The sequence below is a fragment of the Funiculus sociatus GB2-C1 genome (genome assembly GCF_039962115.1).
Classification (GTDB): Bacteria; Cyanobacteriota; Cyanobacteriia; order Cyanobacteriales; family FACHB-T130; genus Funiculus; species Funiculus sociatus.
The window spans coordinates 1-10966 of sequence record NZ_JAMPKJ010000114.1; the positions used below are offsets into that span (position 1 = coordinate 1).

At 46.9% G+C, this 10966-nt stretch carries 10 protein-coding genes and 2 pseudogenes; 8 read left to right on the top strand and 4 right to left on the bottom strand.

The genetic code is table 11. The features are described from left to right. Window positions 1-106, top strand: a pseudogene (locus NDI42_RS27940) (IS1 family transposase); the annotation flags it as partial. A 2-nt stretch (window positions 107-108) separates the two neighbouring features. Here NDI42_RS27940 and NDI42_RS27945 read toward each other — a convergent pair. The 3 genes from NDI42_RS27945 to murG all read right to left on the bottom strand — a co-directional run bounded on the left by NDI42_RS27945 (window position 109) and on the right by murG (window position 2061). Further along, entirely contained in the window at window positions 109-237 is a 129-nt protein-coding gene (locus NDI42_RS27945) for a hypothetical protein (protein ID WP_277876811.1), read from the bottom strand. 169 nt (window positions 238-406) lie between these two features. Further along, window positions 407-763, bottom strand: a complete 357-nt coding sequence (locus tag NDI42_RS27950) for an S-layer protein (protein ID WP_190452457.1) — start codon at window positions 761-763, stop codon at window positions 407-409. A 239-nt stretch (window positions 764-1002) separates the two neighbouring features. After that, window positions 1003-2061 carry an undecaprenyldiphospho-muramoylpentapeptide beta-N-acetylglucosaminyltransferase gene (gene murG, locus NDI42_RS27955; protein ID WP_190452460.1) on the bottom strand — a complete coding sequence of 353 codons (1059 nt, stop codon included), beginning with the start codon at window positions 2059-2061 and terminating at the stop codon, window positions 1003-1005. Between the two features lie 144 nt (window positions 2062-2205). On the opposite strand from murG, the gene NDI42_RS27960 reads away from it, so the two are divergent. From NDI42_RS27960 to NDI42_RS27990, 7 genes and pseudogenes are all read left to right on the top strand, one after another. Further along, window positions 2206-3036, top strand: a complete 831-nt coding sequence (locus NDI42_RS27960; RefSeq protein WP_190424645.1) for a nuclear transport factor 2 family protein — start codon at window positions 2206-2208, stop codon at window positions 3034-3036. Between the two features lie 142 nt (window positions 3037-3178). Continuing rightward, window positions 3179-3940, top strand: a complete 762-nt coding sequence (locus NDI42_RS27965) for an SDR family oxidoreductase (RefSeq protein ID WP_190452462.1) — start codon at window positions 3179-3181, stop codon at window positions 3938-3940. 241 nt (window positions 3941-4181) lie between these two features. Next, window positions 4182-4982, top strand: a complete 801-nt coding sequence (gene rpsB / locus NDI42_RS27970; RefSeq protein WP_190435176.1) for a 30S ribosomal protein S2 — start codon at window positions 4182-4184, stop codon at window positions 4980-4982. A 43-nt stretch (window positions 4983-5025) separates the two neighbouring features. Beyond that, on the top strand, window positions 5026-5973 hold the full coding sequence (gene tsf, locus NDI42_RS27975) for a translation elongation factor Ts (protein WP_190452464.1): 948 nt from the start codon (window positions 5026-5028) through the stop codon (window positions 5971-5973). 244 nt (window positions 5974-6217) lie between these two features. Next, window positions 6218-7000: a hypothetical protein gene (locus tag NDI42_RS27980; protein ID WP_190452466.1), complete on the top strand. Its 783-nt coding sequence runs from the start codon at window positions 6218-6220 to the stop codon at window positions 6998-7000. A gap of 23 nt (window positions 7001-7023) precedes the next feature. Next, window positions 7024-9513: an ATP-dependent DNA helicase RecG gene (recG, locus tag NDI42_RS27985; protein WP_190452468.1), complete on the top strand. Its 2490-nt coding sequence runs from the start codon at window positions 7024-7026 to the stop codon at window positions 9511-9513. Continuing rightward, a pseudogene (locus NDI42_RS27990) lies at window positions 9510-10438 on the top strand (Rpn family recombination-promoting nuclease/putative transposase). Before recG ends, NDI42_RS27990 begins: the two are co-directional and overlap by 4 nt. A gap of 83 nt (window positions 10439-10521) precedes the next feature. Here NDI42_RS27990 and NDI42_RS27995 read toward each other — a convergent pair. Continuing rightward, window positions 10522-10839 carry a hypothetical protein gene (locus NDI42_RS27995; RefSeq protein WP_190452470.1) on the bottom strand — a complete coding sequence of 106 codons (318 nt, stop codon included), beginning with the start codon at window positions 10837-10839 and terminating at the stop codon, window positions 10522-10524. Window positions 10840-10966 lie beyond the last annotated feature (127 nt).

Genomic DNA, 10966 nt, shown 5'->3' on the forward strand with positions numbered 1-10966 from the left:
ATCTCGCCTAGTCCGAAAAACCTTGTCCTTTTCAAAATCGTTGGAGAACCACATTGGTGCTATCTGGTACTTTATCCATCACTACAATGCATCATTACTTATGTAGCACTACCAGTTTTTGATAGCTCGCAAAGTTGCTTTTTTACTCATCCCGTCCAATTCATCTAATAGGGATAAAGCATCGTCATAGCGACCTTCAAGGATATAATTTCTTAAATCTGTGAGTTCTTGAGTCATGGTCAGTTGACCTCACTTGTGCATAGAACAATTATATTGTAGGGCGGGAAATGCGTTAGTTAGAACCCCCCAGGCTTCAGGCTGAGGCTATACAAACAAAGCCTATCTGCACGGGCTAGAATTAAGCCTGTCTACACAGGCTTTGTTTGCATAGCCGCGACTTTAGTCGTTAGGCTCCAATTTGGGTAACTTCTCCTCTAGTTTCAGTTGGGTTGCTGCTTCTGGGAACTTGTTGTTCCAGAAATGGTTTAACTTTGGCGGGTGAAATTGACCCTCTATAAGCGCCACAATAATACATACTGAGAACCGCTTTATATGCCCAGTCTGAGGGTGACACATCCCTATAAGGGTTTGGCAAAGTATCCGCAGCATCTCTAGAACAAGCTTCCAAAACTTGATCTGAAGTTGGTGGCGTTTGAGAAGAGGGCGTTGTTGAGTTTAAAGGTTCGGTATTTTGAGCTTTGAGTGGAGCCAAAAAGCCAAATGTGGCTAATAGGGTAGCTGTGGCCAAAAGTGTGAGTTTCATGGCTTACCAATAACAACTTTCAGGACAACTTTTGAGAAAGTTGCTCCTACTCAAAACTAACAATTCTGCACAAAACACTTGCTCTGCCAACGTGTAGATGCACCCCAATTTTCCTGTTGAGCGCCCACTACTGTTCGCTTAGTCGTAATTAAACCCCGAACCTCCTTAATAAACTTACAGCAATGCCACCAATGACTTTAATGGTGAGCATGGCCCACCATTCTCTTAGTCTCTAGCCCCTACAGGGTCTGACGTACTAAATCGGCTAAACGCTCAGCACTATCAGGAAATCCCAACTTGCCAGCTTTTTGTGCCATTTGTTGCAGCAAATCGGGTGAATGCAATAAATTCAACACTTTACTTTGTAGTAACTCGGGTGTCAGTTCTGCCTGACGAAATACCAAACCAGCACCCGCTGAGTCAAAGATTGCCGCATTGTAGACTTGGTGATCTTCGGCGGCGTAGGGGTAGGGAATGAGAATAGCGGGTGTATGAGTTACTGCCAGTTCCGTGAGTGTGCCAGCACCAGCGCGGCTAATTGCCAGGTTAGTTCGTTGGAAGAGTGCCGCCATGTTGTCATAGAAAGGCATGGCAAAATATTGAGGGTGCTGGAGGCTTTGGGCATCTGGGTCATTATCGCCCGTTACATGGACGATCCAGGCACCAGCATCCAACCACGCGATCGCACACTGGCGCACTAATTGATTGACTGCGACAGCGCCTTGTGAGCCTCCGACAACGGCAATTAAAGGCACGTTTTCCGGAATTGGCAGATCGAGCTTTTGCTGGGTGCGGAACTGGGCGCGAACTGGAGTGCCTGTGTATGCTGTTCCGGTGCGGGGTAGATAATGCGCTCCATATTCAAATCCTAAAGCGACGCTAGTACACCATCCACTCAGCCAGCGAGTTACTTTGCCGGGGAGGGCGTTGGATTCGTGGAGGATAACTGGCACTCCAAGCGATCGCGCAGCAATAATCGCTGGTGCGGCAATATAACCGCCAGTGCTGAATACGCCTTGAAAATTCTTTTCTTTAATTATCTGTCGCACCTCGCGGATGGAACTGCTAAGGCGCAGCAAAATTCCCAGTGTCCCCAATCCGAAGCGTTCCTGAAAGCCTTCTATAGCTATGGTATTGAGGGGATATTGAGCAGGAACCAACTGGTTTTCCAGGCGGTTAGGGACACCAAGCCACTCAATTTGGTAGTCTGGCAGTTGTTCGGCTAGAGCAAGTGCGGGAAATAGATGCCCCCCAGTACCACTCGCGGCTATTAGCAATTTTTTCAGTTCATTTGCCAAAGTTTCTTTCTCCTACTGGCTGTCCTGGCGCGGATAAGATCAAAAATTAGTTGTAAGTTAGCTTTGGAGAGTAGCCAGGATTTCTACTCCCTGCACGTTGCTCAATATCCGTTTCCTTTATCCCACTATTCAAACACGTCCCCGATGCCTAACTCGATAACTCTTTCTAACAACTTTCGACTCTCTATGGTTAAGCAAAAGTTGAAAATTTTTGCTTTTATACTTTTTACGCTTTCGGTGCTTCATCCTGCTACCGTCCGCGCCGCTAGTCCAGAAACAGCACCCGCTGAGCTAAAAAATGCTCTAGCGCAAATTGATGCTGCTGCCAATCGCCAGGATGTGAAGACGGTGATGCAGTTCTATAGCCAGAATTTTACCCATTCTGACGGCTTAAATCGCCAAAGTATGCAACAGAGTTTATCTCAAATCTGGCAGCGCTACCCAAAACTGAACTACCGGACAGAACTCACATCTTGGGAAGCGAAGGGAGATGAGATTGTGGCCGAGACGGTGACTACTATCACTGGTGCAGGGAAAGTGGATGGCAAAGATACGAAAATTGAGTCTACTGTGCGATCGCGCCAGCGTTTTCAAAATCAAAAAATTGTCCAGCAGGAAATCTTAGCAGAACGCACTCAGATGACGACTGGCGCAAAGCCTCCCACGGTGAATATGAAGTTGCCAGAGCAGGTACGTGTTGGTCAGTCTTATAATTTGGATGCTGTTGTGCAGGAACCTCTGGGCGACGATCTTATGCTGGGAGCAGCCGTGGAGGAACCTGTCAAGGCGGAGCGCTTTGTCAAACCTGCGCCTGTGGATTTAGAGTTACTATCCTCTGGTGGGATTTTTAAAGTAGGTCGCGCGCCCCTTTCTCAAGGTAACTACTGGGTGTCAACGGTCTTAATCCGGGAGGAAGGCACCACAATGGTAACTCAGCGCCTGCGAGTTGTAGAAGGCAACGCGGGAACTAAATAATCTCTTCGTTCCTACTCTCCCGCCTGGGAACGCAGTATGAGAGGCTCCCGCCTGTAGTGCTATCGGTAAAAGCAGGTGGGAGCCTCCTGAATTGCATTCCCAAGCCCAGCCTGGGAACGAGATAACCAAAATCTAAAATTCTATGGTTTCAATCAAAGACCAAATTGTGTTAATTACAGGCGCTAGTAGTGGCATTGGTGCTGCTTGTGCCAAAATATTTGCTGAAGCTGGTGCCAAACTAATTTTGGTGGCTCGACGGCAAGAGCGGTTAGAAGAACTTGCACAGATGTTGAAGGGAACTGCTGTGCATTTGTTACCTCTGGATGTGCGCGATCGCGTTTCTGTTGAATCTGCTTGTTCTTCCCTACCCGCCGACTGGTCTAATGTAGACATTTTGATTAACAATGCGGGCTTAAGTCGCGGTTTAAATAAACTTCATGAAGGCAGCATTCAAGATTGGGAAGAAATGCTCGACACCAACATCAAAGGTTTACTATACTGTACCCGATTCCTCGTACCAGGAATGGTTAATCGTGGGCGGGGTCATGTAGTAAATCTTGGCTCGATTGCTGGACATCAAACTTATCCAGGCGGTAATGTTTATTGTGCCTCTAAAGCCGCCGTAAAAGCAATTTCTGAAGGCTTGAAACAAGACCTTTTGGGAACGCCAGTGCGCGTAACTTCTGTAGATCCTGGTTTAGTCGAAACTGAATTTAGTAATGTCCGTTTTCACGGTGATACTGACCGAGCTAAAAAAGTTTATCAAGGATTAACACCTTTGACACCAGAAGACATTGCGGACGTGATATTTTTCTGCGTCACTAGACCCGCCCACGTTAATATTAGCGAGATACTTTTAGTGCCAACAGATCAAGCTACTGCCACTTTAGTTAATCGAATTTAAAACCTAATATGGTTAACTTAGGGCTAAAAATATAAAACCAGCGTAGGTTTCTAGGGAACTTCAGCCAACTATTCTAAACATTTGTTGGGTTGAACGATAGTGAAACCCAACACTTTTAACTGCATCTGAGCCTAACTTATGATACACTAGAAGAGTTGTCTCAATTCGCACATCCAGGGTTTCGGGTGTTTCCGCAGGAAATACGTCTGGATGGAGGATTAACCCGAAAGGAGAAAAAAATATGTCAGTCGTCTCTTTGGCTCAAATGATGGAGTCGGGAGTTCACTTTGGGCATCAGACCCGACGGTGGAACCCGAAAATGTCTCCATATATCTACACTTCCCGCAATGGTGTCCACATCATCGACTTGGTGCAGACAGCGCATTTGATGGAAGATGCTTATAACTATATGCGTTCGGAAGCCGAGAAGGGCAAGAAGTTTCTCTTCATTGGTACCAAGCGTCAAGCTGCGGGTATTGTGGCACAAGAAGCTGCTCGTTGTGGTTCCTACTACATTAACCAACGTTGGTTAGGGGGAATGCTCACCAACTGGGCAACGATTAAAACCCGCGTAGAGCGACTGAAGGATTTGGAGCGGCGGGAAGAAACCGGAGTCCTCGACTTGTTGCCTAAAAAAGAAGCTTCCATGCTGCGTCGGGAAATGACAAAATTGCAGAAGTATCTGGGCGGCATCAAATTGATGCGGAAAGTTCCTGATATCGTGGTAATCGTGGATCAGCGTCGAGAATATAACGCTGTTCAGGAATGCCAGAAGCTGGGGATTCCCATTGTGTCTCTACTTGATACAAACTGCGATCCTGATGTGGTAGATATTCCCATCCCAGCCAATGATGATGCCATCCGGTCAATTAAGCTAATAGTGGGTAAGTTGGCGGATGCCATCTATGAAGGGCGTCACGGTCAGCTAGACGCAGAAGCAGAAGACGATTACGAAGATTACGAAGGCGCTGAAGACGACCTCGATTACGAGGAAACCGACTCACCTATTCCCGATGAAGAGGAAGAGGAAACCCAGGAGTAATTCAGCGTTGGAAATATCAATATCTTAGTAGGAACACCAAGCAATGGCGGAAATATCTGCAAAAGTCGTCCAAGAGCTGCGCCAAAAAACAGGTGTCGGCATGATGGACTGCAAAAAAGCGCTCAAAGAAACCGACGGTGACATGGACAAAGCCATTGAATGGCTGCGCCAGAAAAATATGATCAAGGCGGGGAAGATGGAAACCCGCGCCGCCACCGATGGGTTGATCGGCAGCTACATCGACACTGCGGGAAGAGTTGGCGTTTTGGTGGAAGTTAACTGCCAAACCGACTTTGTTGCCCGCAACGAAGCGTTTAAAACCCTGGTGCAGAACATTGCGATGCAGGCAGCGGACGCTTCTGATGTCGAGTCGCTGATGTCTCAGCCGTACATTCACGACCAAAATATTACAGTCCAAGAGTTGGTGAAGCAAAACATCAGCCAGTTGGGTGAAAACATTCAGGTGCGTCGCTTTGAGCGGTTTGTGCTGGATGAAGGAACTTCCGGGCTAGTAGGCAGCTACATCCACACAGGGGGACGAGTTGGCGTTTTGGTGGAAGTGAACTGCCAAAGCGATGAGGTTGCGGCCAGTGAAGGATTCAAAACTCTGGTGCAGAACGTTGCCATGCAAATTGCTGCTTGTCCCAACGTGGAATATGTGAAAGTCAGCGACATCCCCGCCGAAGTCGTTGAGAGGGAAAAGGGAATTGAAATGGGGCGGGATGACCTGGGGAATAAGCCGCAGAACATCAAGGAAAAGATTGTTCAAGGGCGAATTGACAAGCGCCTGCAAGAGATGACCTTGATGGATCAGCCTTACATTCGCGACCAAAGCATCGCGGTGGAAGATTTGGTGAAGCAACACGTTACCCAGTTAGGTGGAAACATCGAAGTGCGTCACTTTGTCCGGTATATCCTGGGCGAAGGGCTAGAAAAGCAAGAAAGCAATTTTGCTGAGGAAGTTGCAGCTCAAATGGGCGGCAATAAGTAATCAGCGCGATCGCTCCCCTTTTATGCGGCTCTTAGAAGCTAGTAGCTGCTATCGAGAGTAGAAAAGACAGGTCAACCCATCACATGGCTGACCTGTCTTTTATCATTAGTCTTCAGTCTGTTGGCAATAACACTTGACCAATAACTAATGACAATTGACTAATGACAATAAGCCGTTATTCTAAAGTAGAGTAGTACAGTTGTACGCAAGTAACGTTCAGATAAGCAGCTGTCTAGATGATGCTATGGCGAGAACAGTAGAGCAAATAGAGCGGGATATGGCAGAGCTGCAAGAAGCGACCGACGCGATCGCGTCTGAATTCCACAACACCTACAACCAATACCTGACTGCCTTGGGGCAAGCAATGCGCCAGCAGTTAATCCAAGCCATTTATTATCTTTGCACCCAGGCTTACCCAGAAGCGTTCCTAAGCTTGCCTGTTGACGCAAGACAACAATTACAGCAGAACCTCCTGCAACTAGCACGTAAAGCTCAAACACAGCTCTTCTTGCACCTGGAGCCTCGCCCCATCGAGACAGCAGCCAACAGCGTCCCGACAACAAACCTGGAAGATATCGCTAAGTGGCAAGAGCAGCTAGAAAGCGCCATTAGCGAAACCTTGATCTCAGTCTCTTGCGATATCAATAGCCTATTACAGGAAACTGGTATTTTACCCAACAAATTCCCCCCAGCGGTTCTGGAAGCAGCCGTCAAAACAGAGCCATCAGGTCAACCAGTGGGAGGACGACCCAATATCATAAAATTGGCAATCGAAATCGCAAATGATGAGATAGAAATGCCAGAATTTCCAACTATCCAAAACTCCAATGTCACGCCAATCGTGGCAATTCATTTGCGGTTATCGGAAATTGAGTTTGCTGACTCAACTGTAATGGCGTTTCGCAACCAAATTCGCAACCTCAACGCACAGTTCACTACACTCCGCCGGGAATTTCAGAAAAAGCAGCGTGAGCGTACCGTTGCAGATGCTCAAGCCGCTTGGCGTGCGTGTTGGTTTGAAGAATAGGGATTAGGGACTAAGGAGAAACTATGGAAACAGAATCACCGGATTGGTTGCGATTGCAAAAAGCTCTGGCGGTGGAAGCAGAACGGGGCTTCACGGACTTGATGGGAAAACAATATCGCTTCAGTGAATTCTTGTGTTTGGAGTTTGGCAAACCTCCAGCTACCTTGATACCTATGGAACGGCGCAGGTGGCAAGAAATGGCAAACAAATTTGCCCGTTATCCTGACTTCCCACTTGAAGAACGACAACATTTGGTAGCAGAAACTCGGCGGTTTCTTCACCAGATGCAACAATCTAGCAACAAACAAACCCAAGAACAAACAAGGGAAAATAGAGAACAATATACTATTGAAAACCCCAACTACAAAGCCCCGCTAACGGCTCCCCTAGTTCAGTCTAATGTAGGCGGCGTATCTCTCGACCAACAGCTCTCGCATTTGCCGGATGTGGGGGTGAGAAAAAGCGGATATTTAGCCAAGCTGGGTTTACAGACGGTGCGGGATATCCTTTTCTACTACCCCCGCGACCACATCGACTATGCCCGCCAAGTGAATATCTGCGAACTCGAAGCAGGCGAGACGGTGACAGTGGTGGGAACTGTAAAGCGCTGTACGTGCTTTAGTAGTCCGAAAAACAAGAAATTAACGATTTTCCAAGTTGTTTTGAAAGACAGAACCGGTCAAATCACTCTCAGCCGCTTTTTTGCGGGCAATCGCTACAGCAATCGCGGCTGGCAGGAAGGTCAAAAGAGTCGGTATCCGGTGGGAACAATCGTGGCGGCATCTGGCTTGGTGAAAAAGAGTCAATATGGCATTACTCTGGAAGAACCACAAATGGAAGTTTTGGCACACCCAGGAGACACGATTGATTCTATGTCGATTGGTCGGGTGGTGCCAGTGTATGCGCTCACTGAGGGTGTGGCGGCTGATATGGTGAGGAGTGCGGTAATTGCCGCTTTGCCTGCTGCTAAACAGCTAAAAGACCCTTTACCTGCTGCTTTGCGGGATGGGTATGGGTTAATGAAGTTACCCGAAGCGATCGCTAACATCCATTTTCCCCCAGACAGTGCCGCCAAGGAAGCAGCCCGTCGTCGCTTAGTCTTTGATGAATTTTTCTACCTTCAGTTGGGTTTCCTCATGCGTCGTCAAGCCCAACGCCAAAAGCAAGCAAGTGCAATTTTAGCTCCCAGAGGTAAACTCATCGAGCAATTCCACAAAGTTTTGCCTTTCAAGCTAACCAACGCCCAGCAGCGAGTTCTTAACGACATCCTCAACGATTTGCAATCATCCAGCCCGATGAATCGGTTGGTACAAGGGGATGTCGGTTCTGGTAAAACTGTTGTAGCAGTAATTGCCATCCTCGCCGCCATCCAATCCGGCTACCAAGCAGCGTTGATGGCTCCCACGGAAGTTTTAGCAGAACAGCACTACCGCAAATTAGTCGGTTGGTTCAACCTCCTACACTTACCAGTAGAACTGCTGACAGGTTCCACCAAAACCGCCAAACGTCGGGAAATTCACTCCCAATTAGAAACAGGAGAATTACCTCTATTAGTAGGTACTCATGCCTTAATTCAAGACAAAGTTAATTTCCATAAGCTGGGTTTAGTAGTAATTGACGAACAACACCGTTTTGGTGTAGAACAACGGGCGCTTTTGCAGCAAAAAGGCGAACAGCCCCATGTATTAACTATGACAGCTACCCCGATTCCCCGAACCTTGGCGCTAACAGTGCATGGCGATTTGGATGTCAGTCAGATTGACGAACTACCACCCGGCCGTCAGACGATACACACGACAGTTTTAACCGGGAGGGAACGCACCAACGCCTATGACCTGATCCGCCGCGAAATCGTTCAGGGACGGCAAGCGTATATCGTTTTACCGTTAATTGAAGAATCAGAAAAGCTGGATGTGCGCTCAGCAGTAGAGGAGCATCAGCGCCTTTCTGAGAGTATTTTCCCCCAGTTTCAGGTAGGTTTGCTACACGGCCGTATGACTTCAGCCGAGAAAGACGAGGCAATTAACTTATTTCGCGACAACCAAACTCAAATCATTGTCTCCACCACCGTGATTGAAGTTGGTGTCGATGTGCCTAATGCTACGGTGATGCTAATTGAAAATGCGGAGCGTTTCGGCTTATCTCAGTTGCACCAGTTGCGGGGCCGCGTTGGTCGGGGTTCTCACCAATCATACTGTCTCTTGATGAGCAGCAGTAAAACCGCAGATGCGCGTTATCGGTTGAACGTGTTGGAACAATCCCAAGACGGCTTTTTCATTGCTGAAATGGATATGCGGTTACGCGGCCCCGGTCAAGTGTTAGGTACTCGTCAGTCTGGGGTTCAGGATTTAGCTTTGGCAAGTTTAGTGGAAGATCAAGAAGTTTTAAATATAGCGCGGGATGCAGCTGAAAAGGTGATATTGCAAGATAAAAAATTAGAGCAACATCCTTTAATGAAAGCTGAGTTAGACTATCGCTACCAGCGCTTAATGGGTGGCGCGATTTTAACATGATTGACCATGACCGTTTATTTAAAGAACTACTCACCGAGTTCTTTACAGAATTTCTAGAGTTATTCTTTCCAGAGATAGTTGGTTATCTGGAACCCAATTCAATCAGCTTTGAACCAAACGAAATAATACTGATGTCACGGCTGGGGCAAAATATGAAGCTGATTTATTAGTAAAGGCTAGATTCAGACAACAAGAATCATATTTTCTAATTCACTTAGAACACCAAGCGCAACCACAAGCAGATTTTGGGCGGCGAATGTTTCGTTATTTCGCCCGGTTGTATGAAAAATTTGCCATCCCCGTGTATCCAATCGCTATCTTTTCGTACAATTCTCCCAAACTTCCACAGCCAAACTTTCACCGCGTAGAATTTCCCGATACAGTGGTTTTGGAGTTTAATTATCAGCTGATTCAATTAAATCGCCTGAATTGGCGAGATTTTCTACAACACCAAAATCCAGTGGCCAGTGCGCTGATGGCTAAAATGAACATAGCGCCAGAAGACCGTCCTAAAGTAAAATCAGAGTGTCTGCGCCTGCTGGCAACTCTGCGATTAAATCCAGCACAGATGAAAATGATTTCTGGGTTTGTTGATACTTATATCCAGTTGAATACAGCAGAGGAAGAAATTTTTCAGGCTGAGATTGCTTCCTTTGAACCAGTTGAAATTGAGGTAGTTATGGAAATCGTCACCAGTTGGATGCAGCAAGGGATAGAACGAGGGTTGGAACAAGGTAGACAAGAGGGAGAGTTGACAGTGATTATGCGTCAACTCAACCGTCGAATTGGTACAGTTGCGCCTGAGTTACAAGAGCAAATTCGCCAGTTATCTCTCACCCAATTAGAAGATTTAGCTGAGGTGTTGTTAGACTTTTCGGATGCAGCAGATTTGGTGAGTTGGTTGGAAAGTCACCCAAAGGGTTAATTTTGGGTTTAACTGTAGCTGACGCGATCGCGTTCTACAATATTAAAGCGATCGCGCCTTTTGCCAGCCTTACTATTTTGGCTTCATCCCAAAGCGAATATCTCGGCTATATTAGGCAATACCTGATTAAACGTTGTAATTAAAGTTGTCGTCTTGGGTAACTCGGCGCTTATCTCTCTCAAAACACTCATAGCTGTTTCTGCTTGCGTTTGGTGTTGGGATACTTGAGGATTTTTCCCGGCTTCAGCTAAAATCTGCACTTGCTGAAGTGCTTTCGTTTTCTTCTCTAGTTGCAAGCTATCGTCAGCCTGAATTACTGTTTGCAATTGAGTCAGCAATTCTCTGATTCCTGGTAAACCGCCTTGATTGGACTCTGGTAACTGTTCAACCGCATTTGTCACCTCTTGGTTGATGCTATAGCCTTTTCCTGTCTAGTGAGGTACGCTCAAAGCATAGAGCATGAGTATTTTCTTGATTAGAGATGAAACCCTACTCCCTTGACCTGCGGCAAAAAATTGTTGACACCTA

Bases quoted from the DNA above. Each gene is read 5' to 3' on its own strand.
- NDI42_RS27945 (WP_277876811.1), bottom strand. From the start codon at position 237: ATGACTCAAGAACTCACAGATTTAAGAAATTATATCCTTGAAGGTCGC.
- NDI42_RS27950 (WP_190452457.1), bottom strand. From the start codon at position 763: ATGAAACTCACACTTTTGGCCACAGCTACCCTATTAGCCACATTTGGC.
- NDI42_RS27960 (WP_190424645.1), top strand. From the start codon at position 2,206: ATGCCTAACTCGATAACTCTTTCTAACAACTTTCGACTCTCTATGGTT.
- NDI42_RS27965 (WP_190452462.1), top strand. From the start codon at position 3,179: ATGGTTTCAATCAAAGACCAAATTGTGTTAATTACAGGCGCTAGTAGT.
- rpsB (WP_190435176.1), top strand. From the start codon at position 4,182: ATGTCAGTCGTCTCTTTGGCTCAAATGATGGAGTCGGGAGTTCACTTT.
- tsf (WP_190452464.1), top strand. From the start codon at position 5,026: ATGGCGGAAATATCTGCAAAAGTCGTCCAAGAGCTGCGCCAAAAAACA.
- NDI42_RS27980 (WP_190452466.1), top strand. From the start codon at position 6,218: ATGGCGAGAACAGTAGAGCAAATAGAGCGGGATATGGCAGAGCTGCAA.
- recG (WP_190452468.1), top strand. From the start codon at position 7,024: ATGGAAACAGAATCACCGGATTGGTTGCGATTGCAAAAAGCTCTGGCG.